We start from the raw sequence: 19,599 nt of genomic DNA, 5'->3' as shown, positions 1-19,599 counted from the left end.
AAATGCTCTAAACAAGGCTTTTTAGCTAGCTTTTACTTACACTATTTCTTTAGATTTCTTTTTTAATTTTATAACCGTTACTTCTGGCCAAATTCCTACACGCCCTGGATAACCAATAAAACCTAAGCCTCTATTTACATTAATAAACTGTCCCGCTTTTTCATAAACTCCTGCCCAATATTTATACCTGTATTTTACTGGGCTCCATTTTAACCAACCCGGAATCTCTACTCCAAATTGCATTCCATGTGTGTGCCCACTTAAGGTTAAATGATAATGATATGGATGGTCTACAACTTGATACTGCCAATGAGACGGATCGTGACTCATTAAAATTTTAAAGTCGTTTTTATCTATATTTTCAATAGCCTTTTCAAGATCTCCTGCTTTTTTAAAACCGCCTTCTCCCCAATTTTCAACCCCAACAAGCGCCAAACGCTGACCTTCTTTTTCTAAAAACCTACTTTCATTTAATAGCAAGTTAAAGCCCATATCTTTTTGAATTTGCTTTAACTCATCCAAATTTGCTTTTTTTGCTTCTTCGGAAGGCCAATCGGCATAATCTCCATAATCATGGTTTCCTAAAACAGAATACACCCCATCTTTTGCATTAAGTTTTGAAAAAGTATCTTTCCACGTATGCATTTCCGAAGCAACATTATTTACTAAATCGCCCGTAAATAAAATTACATCCGATTCCTGTTTATTAATAAGATCTACTGCATAAGCTACCTTTTCTTTATCATCAAAACTTCCGCTATGTATATCCGAAATTTGCGTAATGGTATAACCATCAAAAGCATCTGGTAAATCGTCAAACTCCAGCGTGTGCTTTAAAACTTGATAATCATATTTTCCTTTATACATCCCATATAAAAGCGATAAAAAAGGAACTGCTGCAACTCCAATTGCAATCTGACTCATAAATCTTCTTCGAGATGGAAGTCCAGATGATGCAGCTTCACCTGACTGAAAAACCTTACCGAAAATCCATGTAAAAACCCGAACAACATCTTCTATCAGCATAAAAATTCCAGCGCTAAACCCTAAAGCCATAAACGCCAAAAACAAACCTACAGCAAATCCCATTTTATGAGTCATTCCATGACTCCTATCAAAATGACTAAACTGCAGATATACATTTGCTAAAACTGCTATAAAAACAATTCCGTATACTATTTGTAAATATGGATTTTTAACTAGTGTTCTAAAAGCTTGAAAGCCATAAAAGGCTCCTATAAGGTATATTATACCTAAGACTATAAAAAAACGTGACATATATTTTTCTTCGCTATTTTTAACAAAATTACCTTATATACAGACAAATAACCCTTTTTTACAGATTATTTAACTTTATCTACCATCTGCTTAATTAATGTTAAGTCGGATTTTGTAATAAAACTTTCATCACTAGCATTTCCGTTAAATGATATTTTAGGAGTTGCTGTGAGATTTTTATACGCACTACTTGCAGAGAAATGTATTTCAGAAAAACCATCCTTTTTAAATTCCAATACATTATCAATATTCACTCCACTACCAGGCATTATAACTATGCTATCTCCGTATTTACTTTTTAGCTTTTTCAATAATGATAATCCATCAATAGCTTTCTCCGCTTGTCCGCTAGTTAATACCCGCTTACATCCTATTTCTATTAACTGCTTAAGCGCTTCCTCAGGTTGAGAAACCCAATCAAATGCCCTATGAAAAGTAAATTCTAAAGGTTTTGAAAGCTCCACTAGCTCCCGAGTTCTGTCAATATCTAAATTATTATCGGCATCTAATACTCCAGAGACGATTCCGCTACAACCAATTTTCTTACAAAAAAGAATATCCTCTTTCATCACTTCAAATTCTTCATCAGAATAAGTAAAGTTTCCACTTCTTGGACGAATGAGCACAAAAACAGGAATAGATAATTGTTCTACAGCACGCACTAACATTCCATAAGAAGGCGTAATTCCTCCAACCGATAGTTCTCCGCAAAATTCTATTCTATTTGCCCCTCCCTCTTCGGCATTTAACGCAGATTCCACAGAATTTGCACAAATTTCTATAATCATATTCCTTATATTTAACCCAAATTTACCATTTCTTATTGTCAAAAAAAGTAATGATGCAAGCGTTGAAATATTCAAACCTCTTCATCATCAAGTAAAAATAAACAAGATATACCCATGCAAAGAAGAAAATTTCTAAAAAAGACAGGATTAGGAGCAACAGGAATACTATCTGTTCCGTTTTTAGCTTCTTGGACGGAAGATACAATTAACGTGACTCCAGAATCTATTGAAAAGCCTATAATTCCTATTGCTATTTGCACATGGAATTTTAAAAACGCTACTGCAAAAGCATGGGAAGTTTTAAATAATGGAGGCACCTCTCTGGACGCTGTTGAACAAGGCGTAATGGTAGAAGAAGCCGATGTAAACAACCAAACCGTAGGAAAAGGTGGCCGACCAGATAGAGATGGCAATGTTACATTAGACGCCTGTATTATGGATAAAGATGGAAATTGTGGCTCGGTAGTTTATTTGCAAAATATTGCACATCCAATTTCTGTAGCTAGAAAAGTGATGGAAGAAACGCCACATGTAATTCTAGCAGGAAAAGGAGCAGAACAATTTGCTTATGAAAAAGGGTTTCAGAAAGAAAACTTACTTACCGAACAATCCAAAAAAGAATGGTTAAAATGGAAAGAAGAATCTAAATATGAAACCATTATTAATATTGAAAACCACGACACTATTGGAATGCTTGCTATTGATAAAAATGGAGATCTTGCAGGCGCCTGCACCACAAGTGGAATGGCCTATAAAGTAAATGGGCGCGTTGGAGATTCCCCAATTATTGGCGCCGGACTTTTTATAGATAATGAAGTTGGCGGAGCAACAGCAACAGGAGTTGGAGAAGAAGTAATTAAAACTGTAGGTTCGTTTTTAATTGTAGAGTTAATGCGACAAGGGAAATCGCCTCAAAAAGCTTGTGAAGAAGCTGTGAACAGAATTATAGCAAAAAATAAAAATCATGATACCTTCCAGATAGGATTTTTAGCCATCAATAAAAAAGGAGAAACAGGATCTTACTGCATACACCCTGGGTTTAGCTATAGCAAATATGATGGCACAGGACAAAGTAATAATCCTTCAGGATCCTTCGTCAAAGAAAAGTAAACAACTACGAGCCATTTAAATCTCATTTAACTTTTTTAACTTTACAAACTATCTATTTTTCTAAATCTTAAATTTCAAACAAAAAAATATGGCTGAGCAAAAAAGGCTTTTTCTTTTAGATGCATACGCATTAATATTCCGAGGATATTATGCTTTTATAAAAAACCCTAGAATCAATTCAAAAGGAATGGATACTTCAGCCATTATGGGGTTTATGAACTCTCTTTTAGATGTTATCAAAAGAGAGCAACCAGACCATCTAGCGGTTGCTTTTGACAAAGGAGGGAGTGTAGACCGAGTAGAAATGTTTGAAGCTTATAAGGCCAACCGAGATGAAACCCCTGAAGCCATTAGAATAGCAGTTCCTATTATTCAAGATATTTTAAAAGCAATGCATATTCCTTGTATTGTAAAAGAAGGATACGAAGCCGATGATATTATTGGAACGCTAGCAAAACAAGCGGAAAAAGCAAACTATAAGGTGTATATGGTTACTCCAGATAAAGATTTTGCGCAATTAGTTTCAGAAAATATATTTATGTATCGCCCAGCGAGAATGGGAAATGGAATTGAAATTTGGGGAATTCCAGAAGTTCAAAAAAAGTTTGAAATAGAAACCCCAGACCAAGTAATAGATTTTTTAGGAATGATGGGAGATGCTGTGGATAATATCCCAGGATTACCAGGTGTTGGAGAAAAAACAGCCAAGAAATTCTTAAAAGAATTCGGCAGTATGGAAAACCTTTTAGCAAACACCGATAAGCTGAAAGGAAAGATGAAAGAAAAAGTAGAAGCTAATAAAGAACAAGGATTATTATCTAAAGAATTGGCGCGTATTATGTTGGATGTGCCTGTAGAATTTCATGAAAACGATTTTAAATTAGACACTCCAGATATTGAAAAAGTCCAAGAAATTTTTCAGGAATTAGAATTTAGAAGGCTTGCTGAAAATCTGATGAAAACTTTTAAACAAGAAGACACTCCTTCCGAAGAAAGTAATCCATCAGAAAATAAGGGCAAGGTAAACAACAGTTTAGAAGTTCAATATGACCTTTTTGGGAGTAACGACACTACTGAGCAAACAACCACTACCAGCATTTCTGGATACAAAACCCTTGCACAAGTTCCACATTTATACCAACACGCCAATACGCCATTAGCCAGAAAGCTTTTACTACAAAAGTTAATGCAACAAAGTAGCGTGTGTTTTGACACGGAAACTACAAGCCTAAAATCGTTAAATGCAGCATTGGTAGGCTGTGCCTTTTCTTGGGAACCTGGAACGGGTTATTATGTTTCTTTCCCTGAAGACCAAAAAGAAACACAAAATATCTTAGAAGAATTCAGACCATTTTTTGAAAATGAAGAAATTGAAAAAATCGGTCAGAATTTAAAATATGATATTAAAGTACTTTCCAATTACAACATGCCTGTTAAAGGACCGATTTTCGATACCATGATAGCGCATTACCTTATCAATCCAGATATGCGCCACAACATGGATGTATTGGCAGAAACTTATTTAAACTACTCCCCTGTTTCTATAGAAACTCTTATTGGTAAAAAAGGAAAGAATCAACGTTCTATGCGAAGCGTTGCTTTAGAAGAGCAAACAGAATATGCCGTTGAAGATGCTGACATTACACTTCAGCTAAAAAATATTTTTGAGCAAGAATTACCAAATAGAAATGCTAAAAAACTATTTGAAGAAATAGAAGCACCACTTGTAAAAGTGTTGGCGGACATGGAAATAGAAGGAATTAATTTAGATGAAAAATTTCTTCATTCCTTAACAAAAGACCTCAATAATGATATTCTCAGATTAGAGAAAGACATTTTTGAGCAAGCAGGGGAAGAATTTAATTTAGCTTCTCCAAAACAATTAGGCCCTATTTTATTTGATAAATTAAAATTGGTAGACAAACCTAAGAAGACCAAAACAGGTCAATATTCTACCGCAGAAGATGTACTCTCTTACTTAGCAAAAGACCACCCAATTGTTGCTGATATTTTACAATGGAGACAACTCAATAAATTAAAAAGCACTTATGTTGATGCATTGCCAAATGAAATCAACAAAAAAACAAATAGAATACATACCGTTTATAGTCAGGCTGTAGCCGCCACAGGAAGGTTAAGCTCCAATAATCCTAACTTACAAAACATCCCAATACGTACAGAAAGAGGTAGACAAGTAAGAAAAGCCTTTATTCCACGGAATGAGGATTACATTTTATTAGCAGCAGATTATTCTCAAATAGAACTTCGTATTATTGCTGCTTTAAGTGAAGAAGACACCATGATAAAAGCCTTCCAAGAAGGTCAAGATATTCATGCCTCCACAGCAGCTCAAGTTTTTAAAGTTCCTATTGAAGAAGTAACGCGCGAACAACGTGGTAATGCTAAAACCGTTAATTTCGGAATTATATATGGGGTATCTGCCTTTGGATTAAGCAACCAAACCACCTTATCTAGAAGCGAAGCTAAAGAGTTAATAGAAACTTATTATGAAACATACCCAAAATTAAAAGCCTATATGAGCAAGCAAGTTCATTTTGCTCAAGACAATGGGTATGTGGAGACCATTTTAGGTCGCCGTAGATATTTAAAAGATATTAATTCTAGAAATCAAGTAGTTCGTGGTGCTGCTGAAAGGAATGCAGTAAACGCTCCAATACAAGGAAGTGCTGCCGATATTATAAAAATTGCCATGATAAATATTCATCAGAAATTAAAAGAAGGCAATTTTAAAACTAAAATGCTTTTACAAGTACATGATGAATTGGTGTTTGATGCATACAAAGAAGAACTAGACACTGTAAAACAGATGATTAAAACAGAAATGGAAAGCGCATACAAAATGAGTGTTCCATTAGATGTTGAAGTAGGAACTGGAAATGATTGGCTGGAGGCGCATTAATTTATTCAAAATAATGGGAGGATTTTATATACTCCCTCCCAAATTATTATTAGCTTTTATAAAATTTGCTCTTTAAAATCAAAACATGAAACAGTTACTTATAACAAGATTCTTTTAACTTACTAGAAACCAACTTTTTCTTATCAACAAATAATTAACATCCTCTATTTGTAAATAACATAAATAATTGTACTTTTGCACCCCATTATCCCGAATTCACGTTTGGGTATGGGAATGGAATGTTTAATTTTTTAAAATAAGTTAGTGTGGATACATTAAGCTACAAAACAATTTCAGCAAACAAAGCTACTGTAAACAAGCAGTGGGTTTTAGTTGACGCTGAAGGTCAGACGCTAGGACGTCTTTCTTCTAAGGTAGCAAAACTACTTAGAGGTAAGTACAAGCCTAATTACACACCGCATGTTGACTGTGGAGATAACGTTGTTATCATCAATGCAGAGAAAATCAACTTAACGGGTAAAAAATGGGATGCAAAACAATACGTGCGTCACACAGGTTACCCAGGCGGTCAAAGAACAACAACAGCGACGGAACTTTACAAAAAAGATCCTACTCGTTTGTTAGAAAAATCAATTAAAGGAATGCTTCCTAAAAACAAATTAGGTGCTGAGTTATTCCGTAATTTAAAAGTGTATGTTGGAACTGAGCACGCTCAAGAAGCTCAAAAACCAGCTACAATTAACTTAAACGATCTTAAATAATGGAAGTAATTCACAAAATCGGCAGAAGAAAAACTGCAGTTGCAAGAGTGTACGTTTCTGAAGGTGAAGGTAAAATCACCATCAACAAAAAAGAATTTGCACAATACTTCCCAACACCAACATTACAGTACAAAGTACAACAACCTCTTACATTAACAGAGAACGTTGAGAACTTTGACATTAAAGTAAATGTTTTTGGTGGTGGTGTAACAGGACAAGCAGAAGCTATCCGTTTGGCAATCTCTAGAGCAATGTGCGAAATAGATGCCGAAAACAGATTGACTCTTAAACCAGAAGGATTATTAACTAGAGATCCAAGAATGGTAGAGCGTAAGAAATTTGGTCAGAAGAAAGCACGTAAGAAATTCCAATTCTCGAAACGTTAATCTGTATCAATTTTTACATATGTGTATTCGTACACATTGTTCATTTATTATTGAATTTAAAACATGTCGTTGCTTCACCTCTTTATAAAAGAAGCGAAGATAAGTTTAGCATCCAAATGGGAAAGGCAATCGAGCAATCGTGACCACTTTAACATTGCTAAATATTCAAACCCACATTGTGGGCAACGGAACGTAAACTATTACAAAAATGGCAAATAACATAGAAGTTAAAGACTTACTAGAAGCAGGTGTACATTTTGGTCACCTTACTAGAAAATGGAATCCAAATATGGCTCCTTATATCTATATGGAGCGTAACGGAATCCACGTTATCAATTTATACAAAACAGCTGCTAAGATTGAAGAAGCTAACGAAGCTCTTAAAAAAATCGCAGCATCAGGTAGAAAAATACTTTTCGTAGCTACCAAAAAACAAGCAAAAGATATCGTTGCTGAAAAAGCAGGAGCAGCAAACATGCCTTACATCACAGAAAGATGGCCAGGTGGTATGCTTACTAACTTTGTTACTATTAGAAAAGCGGTTAAGAAAATGGCTGCTATTGATAGAATGAAGAAGGACGGTACTTTTGACACACTTTCTAAAAAAGAAAAACTACAAGTAGATCGTTTAAGAGCTAAGCTTGAGAAAAACTTAGGTTCTATTTCTGACATGACTCGTTTACCAGGGGCATTGTTTATTGTAGATACTATGCGTGAGCATATCGCAGTGAAAGAAGCACAAAAATTAAACATTCCAATATTTGCAATGGTAGATACTAACTCAGATCCTAGAGAAGTTGAGTACGTTATACCATCTAATGATGATGCTTCAAAATCTATCGAAAAAGTTCTTACGCACGTAACAGACGCTATTAACGAAGGTCTTTCTGAAAGAAAAGCTGATAAAGCTGCTGAAAAGCAAGCTGAAGAAGATGAAGAAACTAAAGCAGAGACCGCAGCTAAAGAAAAAAAAGCTAAGGCTTTAGAAACTGAAGAAAACGATTAAATAATAATTTCTTAAAGTCGTTATCTTTTTATCTTCTCTACTTTTGTATTGAAATAAATTGATAACGACTTTATTAAGTTAAAGTACCCAAAGGTTACACCTTAAGGTTACTCAAAAATAAATTTAAAAACTATTCCAATTTGTAGGGCAAGACAATAAAACCCTCAAAGAGGAATTAAAACTGATAAAGAAATGGCAAAAATTACAGCCGCTGAAGTAAATAAACTAAGAAAAGCTACCGGAGCTGGTATGATGGATTGTAAAAATGCATTAGTAGAAGCTGAAGGTGATTTCGATACAGCAGTAGAAGTTCTTCGTAAAAAAGGACAAAAAGTTGCAGCTAAAAGAGCTGACAGAGAATCTACTGAAGGTGCAGTTATTGCAAAGGTTAACGATGCAAACAGCAGAGGTGTTATTGTTTCTCTTAACTGTGAAACAGACTTTGTTGCTAAAAACGATACTTTCGTAACTTTAGCAAACGAACTTGCTGAATTAGCGCTAAGCTTTGATTCTAAAGAAGCATTTTTAGAAGCAGATTACAAAGGAGTTAAAGTTGCCGACAAATTAATCGAGCAAACTGGAGTAATTGGTGAGAAAATTGAAATTGGAGATTTCAGAACTTTAGAAGCTCCATTTGTAGGTTCTTACATTCACGCTGGTAACAAAATAGCTACTTTAGTTGGTTTATCTGCAAACGCTGAAGGAGTAGATGTTGCTGCTAAAGATGTTGCTATGCAAGCTGCCGCTATGAATCCTGTTGCTTTAGACGAGTCTGGTGTTGACCAAGAGGTTATCGATAAAGAAATCGAAATTGCTAAAGATACACTAAGAGCTGAAGGGAAACCAGAAGCTATGTTGGAAAACATCGCTAAAGGTAAATTAAAGCGTTTCTTTAAAGACAATACTTTAGTAAACCAAGACTTTATTAAAGACAGCAAACAAAGCGTTGCTGAATACGTAAAATCTTTTGACAAAGAACTTACTGTAGTAGCATTTGAAAGAGTAGCTTTAGGATAATTCTAAGTTACTTTTAAACATATCAAAACCCACTTCCAAAATAATTTTGAAAGTGGGTTTTTCTTTTTCGCAATAGTCCATACTTCTTTCTGTGAGAAGGTTTTAGATGCTCCTTATTAAATTGCAATCTGAAACTACAGCTTTCCATTGTACAGAATTACCTACACTCCCTTCGCTTTCATTCAAAATAAACAGCCTTACTTTAAATAGGTTTTTGAAAACACTTAATTATTTTGCTTATTTTTGCTTCGGAAAATTTTCAGAAATAATCTTCAACAGAAAAACATGCAATACAAAAGAATACTTCTAAAACTAAGCGGAGAAGCCCTTATGGGGGAAAAACAATACGGGATTGACCCAAAAAGACTTAAAGAATATGCTGAAGAAATTCAAACTGTTATTGAGTCTGGTGTAGAAGTTGCCGTTGTAATTGGTGGAGGAAATATTTTTAGAGGACTAGCAGGAGCAAGCAATGGAATGGATCGTGTACAGGGCGATCATATGGGAATGTTAGCAACCGTAATTAACGGACTTGCATTGCAATCTGCCTTGGAAGACGAAGGTATAGAAACACGCTTACAGTCGGCTATTAAAATCAATGAAGTAGCAGAACCTTTTATTAGAAGACGTGCTATTCGTCATCTAGAAAAAGGGCGTGTTGTAATTTTTGGTGGAGGAACAGGAAATCCTTATTTTACCACAGACTCTGCAGCTGTTTTACGTGCTATCGAAATAAATGCTGATGTTATTTTAAAAGGAACTAGAGTTGATGGAATCTACACCTCAGATCCTGAAAAAAATAAAGACGCGACAAAATTTGACAACATCACTTTTAAAGATGTGCTAAATAAAGGGTTAAAAGTAATGGACACAACAGCCTTTACTTTGAGTCAGGAAAACGAATTACCTATTATTGTATTCGATATGAATAAACCTGGTAACTTACTAAAAGTGGTTTCAGGAGAAAATATTGGTACAAAAGTAAATCTTTAATAAACTTGGCTTATTTTAGCCAAACTATTGAAAACATACATAGTTATGAACGAAGAAGTAGACTTTATAATGGATAGTGCCAAAGAAGCAATGGATGGCGCTATAAAGCATTTAGAAAAAGAATTTGTAAACATACGTGCCGGAAAAGCAAGTCCAGCTATGGTTGGAAGTGTTATGGTAGATTACTATGGTTCTCCTACGCCTTTGAGCCAAGTAGCCAATGTAAATACTCCAGACGGAAGAACTATTTCTATTCAACCTTGGGAAAAAGGAATGCTTCAAGAAATTGAAAGAGGAATTATGATTGCCAACCTCGGTTTCAACCCAATGAATAATGGGGAAATGGTTATTATTAACGTTCCACCACTAACTGAAGAAAGAAGAAGAGATTTAGTAAAACAAGCAAAAGCAGAAGCAGAAGACGCAAAAGTGTCTATTAGAAGTGCTAGACAAGATGCTAATAAGGAAATCAAAAAACTTGATATTTCTGAAGATTTAAAAGCAAATGCAGAAGTAGATGTTCAAGCTTTAACCGATGAATACATCAAAAAAACGGACGCTACATTAGCAGTGAAAGAAAAAGAAATTATGACGGTATAACAATCGTTAAACTTTCAATAAAAAATAAAGCGACTTCTACGAGTCGCTTTATTTTTTTGTAACATTACAAGATATTCTAAAAGCATTGTTTTCCCCTAGTAAATGAAAAACTTAGCATCCTATATTTTAGTTTTCTTTTTATTATTAGTAAAATCTAATTTTGCCCAAGATGTTATTCATGGAAGTATACAAGACAAAGAAACTAAAACCCCACTCCCCTTTGCAACTATAGTTGCAAAGGAGAACAATACGGTTTCTAATTTGGACGGTAAATTTTCAATTGAGATTGCTAACAATAATCAAAAGTTATTAGTTAGCTACGTAGGTTATAAGCCAAAAGAAGTAACAGAATTGAATGACAATCTAGTTATTCAACTTGAAAAAAATATTGAAAAGTTAGATGAAGTTGTTCTTCAACAGCAAAAAGTAAACAATGCTAATACAATCATTAAAAAAGCTATTGTAAATAGGCAGAAAAATAACCCAGAAGACGTTTTAAACACATTCAATTATAGAAGCTATAGCAAATTAATTATTACGGCCGATAAAGATTCTATAAATGGAACTATCGATTCTATTTTTAGAGTGAAGAAAAAAGGATTGAAGTTTAAGAAAATAGATTCCACCAATTATCAGCTTAAAAAGCAACTAGAAAAATCTCATTTATACATTTTAGAAAAAGCTTCAAATTTTTTATTCTCAAAACATCGAGGAAAAAGAGAAACTATACTTGGAACACACATGGCTGGATTAAGCAAACCTATTTATGAGGTGCTTGCTTTAGAAATGCAATCTTTTTCTTTTTATAAAAATCATTATAAAGTTTTCGGAACCGAATTTGTAAGTCCACTAGGAGAGTCTGCATTAAAAACATATAATTACAAAATTTTAGACACCGTTGTAGAGCAAAACAGAGAAGGCTATTTGGTACATTATTACCCAAAAGAGGACAAAGAAAAGATAGCCTTGGAGGGGGTATTATATATAGATAGAGAAAGTTATGCCTTACAAAAAACCATCTCACAACTAAATGCTTCGATAGACGTACAAGCGGTTCAAAATTACACCTACTTTCCAAAAGAAAACATTTGGTTCCCTACAAATAACAAAGTGGTAGTTGGAAAAGGAGATAACAATAATGTAGTAAACCTTTTTGGGACACTAAGAATTGCATCCAGCTCTAAAATGGAAGACTCCACTTTTGTTAGTACAAATCCAGATGATATTACAAAACACATTTATCTAACTTCAGAAACCAACAATTTTGAAATTAGATTAAACAGTCCTGTTACTATTGAAAGAAGAGGCACTGCAATTGAGCTTGTAGATGTAGCCTCAGAACGAGATGAAGAATTTTGGAAAACCTATAGAACTAAACCAATTTCAGAAAAAGAAAAAGAAACCTATACTGCTGTTGACAGCCTAGTTGCAGCCAATAATTACGAGAAAAAATTATCATTTATTAGAAAAGCTGCAGTAGGGTACGTAAGTACAAAATACATAGATTTTGACTATAAATCCTTATTGAAATTTAACCGTTACGAAGGTTTTAGAATAGGGATGAGTGCGGTTACAAATAATAATTTCTCTAATAAATATAAGATTCATGGATATGGAGCTTACGGAACCAAAGATGGTAATTTTAAATATGGTTTTGGAGCAGAAAGAAGATTAGACAAATATGACGATACTAGAATTGGAATTAATTACAAAGACGATTTAGTAGAAACTGGAAGCTTAACTTTTATAACAGACGGAAGAGCCTTTTACCTATTTGAACCACGCCTTTTTAATTTGAGTCAATTTCATAAGGTAAACGATATTAGCACCTACATGACTCACGATTTCACCCCAAAATTAAGCTCTAAATTACAATTATCTCATCAAGATGTAAAACCTACTTACGAATATACATTTACCAATGACGGAAAAACGTATGAAAGCTATCAAACAAGCTCGATTACAGCTTCCATACAATGGAATCCGTTTAATAAATACATGCAAACTAATACAGGAAAAGTAGTTATTGAGAATAACTATCCCCAATTTACTATCCAAACTACACAAGCGTTAAGAAACATTTTTGATAGCGATTTAAGTTTTTCTAAAATATCCATGCGGGTTATGCATGAAATTAGTCCGCTTAACATGGGCAAAACAACATTCCTATTTGTTGGAGGAATTGGCTTTGGAGATTTGCCAATTACAGAATTATACAACACCTCTCCAAACCAACCAGATGGAGAACATATTTTAAATAGATTTTCGGTAGCTGGACGCGATAGCTTTGAAACCATGTATTTTAACGAATTCTTTTCGGATAGATACGCAGTTGCTCAAGCAAAACATTATTTTAAACGCTTTAATATTACCGATAAATTTAGACCAGAATTAGTTTTAATCTCCCGCTTTGCAATTGGAAATATTTCTGAAAGACAACAACATGAGGGTATTGAGTTTAGCTCTTTAGAAAATGGATACTTAGAGAGCGGTCTAGAAGTAAATAAAATTCTTAAAGGATTTGGATTAAACTTTATGTATAGATACGGCGCATACCATTTACCAAATTTTGACGATAATATCTCCTTTAAGTTTACCTACTATTTTACTTTAGGTTTTTAGGCACATTCGCAGAGGTTCTTTACCTTTGCATGGAAATTTTTTTTGATGATAAACAAGATCAGTAAAGGCTTTTGGAAGAAAACGGCGAGAATAATTCTCCGCAATCGTATTATTATTTTATTGATTCTTCTTGGAGTCACTGTTTTCCTAGCCATGCAATGGAAAAACATGCGCTTTACTTTTACGGAAGCAAATTTACTCCCAGACCATCACCCTGTTAACGTTGAGTACAATAAATTTTTAGATACTTTCGGCGAAGAAGGAAATTTAATTATAATTGCTGTAAAAGACAGTAATTTATTCACTCCAGAAAATTTTAACGAATGGAATAAATTAAGCAAACAACTTCAAGCAAAACCAGAAGTTGATGCAGTTATTTCTACAGAAAGCCTCCAAAAACTCGTAAAAAATACCGAAAAACACCAATTTGAATTAGAACCTTTAATTAAAAACGAATTAAAGAATAAAGCTGAAGTAGACAGCATTAAAGATGAACTTTTCTTAAAACTCCCGTTTTACGAAAGTTTACTTTTCAATAAAAAAACGCACACTATAAGAACTGCTATTTATATTGATAAAGAAATAGTAAACACCAGTGTTCGAAAAGATTTTGTAATTAATGATTTTGAACCATTAATAGACGATTTCGAAGCTAAAACTGGACTAGATGTTAAAGTATCTGGAATGCCATACATCCGAACTTTAAACTCTCAAAGTATCATAGACGAAATTAGCATGTTTATTGGTGCTGCCTTAGGAGTGACCTCTCTTATTTTCTTTTTCTTTTTTAGATCCTTTAGAGCAACTTTTATCTCCATGATAGTTGTAATTATAGGTGTAATGTGGGCATTTGGGATTTTAGGTTTATTACACTATGAAATTACCGTTTTAACAGCATTGATCCCTCCTTTAATAATTGTAATTGGGATTCCCAACTGTATATTCCTCATTAACAAGTATCAGCAGGAAGTTCAAAAACATGGAAATCAAGCAAAGTCTTTACAGCGGGTAATTTCAAATGTAGGTAATGCAACATTAATGACCAACATTACCACAGCGGCTGGTTTTGCTACTTTTATTATTACTGAAAGTAAACTTTTAAAAGAATTTGGTATTGTTGCCTCTCTAAACATTTTTGCAATTTTTGTTTTATCGTTACTGATAATTCCAATTATCTATAGCTTTATGCCTCTACCTAAAACGAAGCATTTAAAGCACCTAAACACAAAATGGATCAACACTTTTGTGGGATGGATGGAAAATTCGGTTCGTAACCATAGAATAGCTGTGTTTATAATATCATTAATAGCTTTAATTGGTAGCATTATCGGAATATACCAAATTAGAATTTCAGGGAGTTTAATAGAAGACATGCCTCAAGATGCTGCCTTTTTTGATGATATTCGCTTTTTTGAAAAAGAATTTGACGGAATCCTTCCTGTTGAAATTATGGTAGACACCAAAAGAAAAAATGGGGTTTTAAAACTTACCACACTTCGTAGAATGGAAGAGCTGGAGACCCTTATAAAAGAAATTCCAGAACTTTCCGATCCTATTTCTGTTACCAACTTGGTAAAATACTCCAAACAGGCATATTACAACGGAAATCCAAATTACTACCAATTACCAAATAATCAGGAAAATACTTTTATCCTTTCTTACGCAAAAAAATCGGCTAATAACGCAGATTTACTTAAGAGTTTTGTGGACTCTACAGGACAAATAGCTAGAATCACCACTTTTATGCAGGACATAGGTACCGATAAAATGGAAGGCATAGAAGCAGATTTATGGAAAAAAATACACAAAGTTTTACCTCAAGACAGATATGACGTTACGTTAACAGGAAAAGCATTGGTTTTTATGAAAGGAACAAAGTACTTGGTAAAGAATTTAGTAATGTCTTTAGCATTGGCTATTTTCCTTATCTCTCTTTTTATGGCCTATATGTTTAGGTCTTTTAAAATGATTATTGTTTCACTAATTCCAAATATATTACCCCTTATTATTACTGCTGGTATGATGGGCTTTTTAGGAATTCCTATCAAACCTTCAACTATTTTAGTATTTAGTGTAGCTTTTGGAATTTCTGTGGATGATACCATTCACTTCTTAGCAAAGTATAGACAAGAACTTACAAAAAGTCACTGGAACATTAGAAAATCTGTTTATAATGCCCTACGCGAAACAGGCGTTAGTATGTTCTATACTTCTATTGTACTCTTCTTTGGATTTTCTGTATTTATGCTAAGTAGTTTTGGAGGCACAAAAGCTCTTGGAGGCTTAGTTTCCTTTACACTTTTAATTGCCATGCTAGCCAATTTAATACTTCTTCCTGCATTATTATTGGCTTTAGAAAGAAATATTGCAAACAAGCAAGTGCTTAAAAAGCCAAATATAGATGTACTTCCCAAAAGCAGTAAAGAATAAAATATATTAAAAATTTATACCAATAAATCCCCATTTGTATTAGCATCAAATGGGGATTTTATTTTAGATAATCATTTAATCATAATGTATTTACAAAAAAAAGTCTGCCGAAAACAAAGTTTCCGAACAGACTTTAAGGTTCCCCCAAACCTACATTCTTATATATTTTTATTGTGTCTTTTAAGACAGCGTATGCACTATTTTCTACAAATATATCAAATTAATATAATAGCATAAAAGGGTTTTTATCCCTTTTTTTGTCCTACAAAAATTATCTTAAAATTTATAGGCTTATGTTAAATGTACGAAAAAATTTGATTTGTTCTACATCATTAATATTTAATTTTCTTGCATTTAACAAAAGAATAATGTTATGGTACAAATATTTTTAAGAATCAAAGCTACAATGCTTATAATTAATAGGTTTAAAATTTTATCTTTGTGCCCACAATTATTTGATGTAACCCATAATGAAATTAGATAACATTAAAGAACTGCTTGGTGGTGAGAAATTACTTCAAGAAGTTAGCGTTAAAGGATGGATTCGAACTTTTAGAAGCAACCGTTTTATTGCACTAAACGATGGTTCCACAATAAATAACATTCAATGTGTTGTTGACTTTGAAAATATTTCAGAAAAAATATTAAAACAACTTAATACTGGAGCAGCAGTTAGCATAAACGGAACGCTTGTTGAGAGCCAAGGAAAAGGGCAAAATGTAGAAATCCAAGTTAAAGACATTGCTATTTTAGGAGAATCTAATCCGGAAGAATATCCTATTCAGCCAAAAAAGCACTCCTTAGAATTCCTTAGAGAGAAAGCGCATCTTAGAGTTAGAACAAGCACTTTTAGTGCTATTATGCGTGTTCGTTCTTCTTTATCGTTTGCTGTACATCAATATTTCAATCAGAATGGGTTTAATTATGTTCACACCCCTATTATTACAGGTTCTGATGCTGAAGGCGCTGGAGAAATGTTTAGAGTTTCTACCCTAGACATTAAAAACCCTCCGCTCACAGATAACAAAGAAATTGATTTTAAAGAAGATTTCTTCGGAAAAGAGACAAATCTTACCGTTTCTGGTCAATTAGAAGCCGAAACATATGCAATGGGATTAGGGAAAGTTTATACTTTTGGCCCTACTTTTAGAGCAGAAAACTCAAATACTTCTAGACACTTGGCAGAATTCTGGATGATTGAACCAGAAGTTGCTTTTCTAGATTTAGACGGCAATATGGATCTTGCTGAAGATTTTATAAAGTATGTTATTAAATATGTGCTAGATAACTGTAAAGATGATTTAGAATTTCTAGAGCAACGTTTATTACAAGAAGAAAAAACAAAGCCGCAAGCAGAAAGAAGTGAAATGACGCTTACAGAAAAGCTACATTTTGTAATAGACAACAACTTTAAGCGTGTAAGCTATACAGAAGCTATAGAAATATTAAAAAATTCTAAGCCTAATAAAAAGAAAAAATTCAACTATATTATTGAAGAGTGGGGTGCGGATTTACAAAGTGAGCATGAACGCTATCTTGTAGAGAAGCATTTTAAAACTCCAGTAATTTTATTTGATTACCCTGCAGACATAAAGGCTTTTTACATGAGAGCCAATGAAGATGGGAAAACGGTTAGAGCAATGGACATTCTCTTCCCTGGTATTGGAGAAATTGTTGGTGGCGCCCAAAGAGAAGAACGTTATGATGTTTTAAAAGAAAAAGTGGAAGCCATGGGAATTGATGAAAAAGAGCTTTGGTGGTACCTAGAACTTAGAAAATTTGGAACGGCAACACACAGTGGATTCGGACTTGGATTTGAGCGTTTAGTGTTATTTGCAACAGGAATGACAAACATTAGAGACGTAATTCCTTTCCCTAGAACACCACAAAACGCCGAATTTTAGAATAAATTAACAGTAAACAGTAATAAAACTAGCATATGAACACATTTCATATAGCTAGTTTTTTTATTTTTATATAAAGGTTAAAAAATATATGCTAAAGCAGCAGTTACAATTTAAATTATCGCAGAAATTATCTCCGCAGCAGATTCAATTAATGAAATTGATTCAACTGCCTACACAAGCTTTTGAACAGCGTTTAAAACAAGAGCTTGAAGAAAATCCTGCATTAGAAAGTGGTAAGGATGATAATGATTTTGAGAATGACGATATCGATAATTCACAGCAAGACGATTACGACAACGAATCTATAAATGCTGAAGATATAAATGTAGACGAATATTTAAGTGACGATGAAGTGCCAGAATATAGGCTCCAAGCAAATAATTACAGTAGTGATGACGATGAAAAATCGGTTCCATACGCTGCGGGAACTTCTTTTCATCAGCATTTATTAAACCAGTTAAATACTTTTAGACTGAATGATGAAGAACGTGATATTGCTGAATTTTTAGTAGGAAGTGTAGATGAGAGCGGTTACATCCGAAGAGCAATACCAGACATAGTAGACGATCTTGCCTTTACTCAAAATGTATTTACAGAAGAAAAACAAGTAGAACGAATCCTTCATATAACACAACAATTAGATCCTGCTGGGGTTTGCGCCAGAAACCTTCAAGAATGTTTATTAATTCAACTTGAAAGGAAAGAACCTACACAAAGTGTAGACCTTGCTTATGAAATATTAGACAAATCTTTTGAACAGTTTACAAAAAAGCACTACACCCGTCTAATTCAAAAATACGATATCACTGAAGAAGAACTCAGAGACGCAATACATGAAATAGAGCGTCTAAACCCAAAACCAGGAGGCTCTTATTCTGGAAATAATAGAATTGTAGAACATGTAGTCCCAGATTTTAACATTAGAATTGTTGACGGAGAACTAGAGCTAACATTAAACGGAAGAAACGCTCCAGAACTTCATGTGTCTAGAGAATATAATAATATGCTGAAAGGCTATAAAGACACTAAAACTAAGTCAAAATCTCAAAAAGATGCCGTTCAGTTTATCAAACAAAAATTAGATGCTGCAAAGTGGTTTATAGACGCTATTAAACAACGTCAAGAAACGCTTTATGTAACTATGAATTGCATTATGCATTATCAAGAAGAATATTTTTTAACAGGAGACGAACGCAAACTTCGCCCTATGATTTTAAAAGATATTGCCGATACAATTGGAATGGATGTTTCTACTGTTTCTAGAGTTGCAAACAGTAAATATGTAGACACTCCTTACGGGACTAAACTAATAAAAGAATTTTTCTCTGAATCAATGAAAAATGATGAAGGAGAAGATGTTTCCACTAGAGAAATTAAAAAAATATTAGAAACTGTAATTAATGAAGAAGAGAAAAGAAAACCCCTAACCGACGATAAGTTAGCTGCTATTTTAAAAGAAAAAGGATATCCAATTGCAAGAAGAACTGTAGCTAAATACAGAGAGCAACTCCACATCCCTGTTGCGCGTCTAAGAAAAGAAATTTAATGCGAATATTTTCAAAATTAATTAGTCATATTTTTAATCCCTTATTTTTTCCGCTAGCAGGTTCGATTCTTTATTTTTTTATCACCCCAAAATTTAACCCGCCCGAAGCTAAGCGATTAATATTACTTGCTATTTTAATATTAACAGTAATAATTCCTTTTATATTTTTCTTACTGCTAAGAAATTTAGGATGGATTACAAATAACGGACTGACTCATATTAAAGAACGGAAGATTCCTCTTTACATTTTCATTATAGTAATTTACATCACAAT

General features: G+C 33.6%; 14 protein-coding genes. 12 read left to right on the top strand and 2 right to left on the bottom strand.

The window, feature by feature from the left end; translation table 11 throughout:
* Positions 1-36 precede the first annotated feature (36 nt).
* Positions 37-1,278, bottom strand: a complete 1,242-nt coding sequence (locus tag AC13CQ_RS16780; protein ID WP_335587162.1) for a metallophosphoesterase — start codon at positions 1,276-1,278, stop codon at positions 37-39.
* 65 nt (positions 1,279-1,343) lie between these two features.
* Positions 1,344-2,066, bottom strand: coding sequence for a copper homeostasis protein CutC (locus tag AC13CQ_RS16775; protein WP_474506749.1), 723 nt, complete (start codon positions 2,064-2,066; stop codon positions 1,344-1,346).
* Positions 2,067-2,180: 114 nt separating this feature from the next.
* On the opposite strand from AC13CQ_RS16775, the gene AC13CQ_RS16770 reads away from it, so the two are divergent.
* From AC13CQ_RS16770 to rpoN, 12 genes are all read left to right on the top strand, one after another.
* Positions 2,181-3,176 carry an isoaspartyl peptidase/L-asparaginase family protein gene (locus tag AC13CQ_RS16770; RefSeq protein ID WP_008611810.1) on the top strand — a complete coding sequence of 332 codons (996 nt, stop codon included), beginning with the start codon at positions 2,181-2,183 and terminating at the stop codon, positions 3,174-3,176.
* Between the two features lie 88 nt (positions 3,177-3,264).
* On the top strand, positions 3,265-6,096 hold the full coding sequence (polA, locus tag AC13CQ_RS16765) for a DNA polymerase I (RefSeq protein WP_337901754.1): 2,832 nt from the start codon (positions 3,265-3,267) through the stop codon (positions 6,094-6,096).
* 266 nt (positions 6,097-6,362) lie between these two features.
* Positions 6,363-6,818: a 50S ribosomal protein L13 gene (rplM, locus tag AC13CQ_RS16760; RefSeq protein WP_008611808.1), complete on the top strand. Its 456-nt coding sequence runs from the start codon at positions 6,363-6,365 to the stop codon at positions 6,816-6,818.
* The gene (gene rpsI / locus AC13CQ_RS16755; protein ID WP_008611807.1) at positions 6,818-7,204 is read left to right on the top strand and encodes a 30S ribosomal protein S9; all 387 of its coding nucleotides are present in this window, start codon (positions 6,818-6,820) and stop codon (positions 7,202-7,204) included. Before rplM ends, rpsI begins: the two co-directional genes overlap by 1 nt.
* A 208-nt stretch (positions 7,205-7,412) precedes the next feature.
* Positions 7,413-8,210 carry a 30S ribosomal protein S2 gene (gene rpsB, locus AC13CQ_RS16750; RefSeq protein WP_008611806.1) on the top strand — a complete coding sequence of 266 codons (798 nt, stop codon included), beginning with the start codon at positions 7,413-7,415 and terminating at the stop codon, positions 8,208-8,210.
* A gap of 192 nt (positions 8,211-8,402) precedes the next feature.
* The gene (tsf, locus tag AC13CQ_RS16745; protein WP_337901757.1) at positions 8,403-9,227 is read left to right on the top strand and encodes a translation elongation factor Ts; all 825 of its coding nucleotides are present in this window, start codon (positions 8,403-8,405) and stop codon (positions 9,225-9,227) included.
* A gap of 285 nt (positions 9,228-9,512) precedes the next feature.
* Positions 9,513-10,220 (top strand): UMP kinase, encoded by a 708-nt coding sequence (pyrH, locus tag AC13CQ_RS16740; RefSeq protein WP_008611804.1) that lies wholly within the window; start codon positions 9,513-9,515, stop codon positions 10,218-10,220.
* A gap of 45 nt (positions 10,221-10,265) precedes the next feature.
* Positions 10,266-10,820: a ribosome recycling factor gene (frr, locus tag AC13CQ_RS16735; protein ID WP_008611802.1), complete on the top strand. Its 555-nt coding sequence runs from the start codon at positions 10,266-10,268 to the stop codon at positions 10,818-10,820.
* A gap of 102 nt (positions 10,821-10,922) precedes the next feature.
* Positions 10,923-13,442 (top strand): DUF5686 and carboxypeptidase-like regulatory domain-containing protein, encoded by a 2,520-nt coding sequence (locus tag AC13CQ_RS16730; RefSeq protein WP_474506750.1) that lies wholly within the window; start codon positions 10,923-10,925, stop codon positions 13,440-13,442.
* A 45-nt stretch (positions 13,443-13,487) separates the two neighbouring features.
* Positions 13,488-15,872, top strand: coding sequence for an efflux RND transporter permease subunit (locus tag AC13CQ_RS16725; protein ID WP_474506751.1), 2,385 nt, complete (start codon positions 13,488-13,490; stop codon positions 15,870-15,872).
* 470 nt (positions 15,873-16,342) lie between these two features.
* The gene (asnS, locus tag AC13CQ_RS16720) at positions 16,343-17,776 is read left to right on the top strand and encodes an asparagine--tRNA ligase (RefSeq protein ID WP_474506752.1); all 1,434 of its coding nucleotides are present in this window, start codon (positions 16,343-16,345) and stop codon (positions 17,774-17,776) included.
* A gap of 91 nt (positions 17,777-17,867) precedes the next feature.
* Positions 17,868-19,325: an RNA polymerase factor sigma-54 gene (gene rpoN / locus AC13CQ_RS16715; protein ID WP_008611798.1), complete on the top strand. Its 1,458-nt coding sequence runs from the start codon at positions 17,868-17,870 to the stop codon at positions 19,323-19,325.
* Positions 19,326-19,599: the final 274 nt, after the last annotated feature.

The sequence above is a fragment of the Galbibacter sp. L-19 genome, assembly GCF_056857615.1.
Note: the sequence above shows the minus strand (reverse complement) of the source record. Positions and strands in the feature narration are given on the sequence as shown.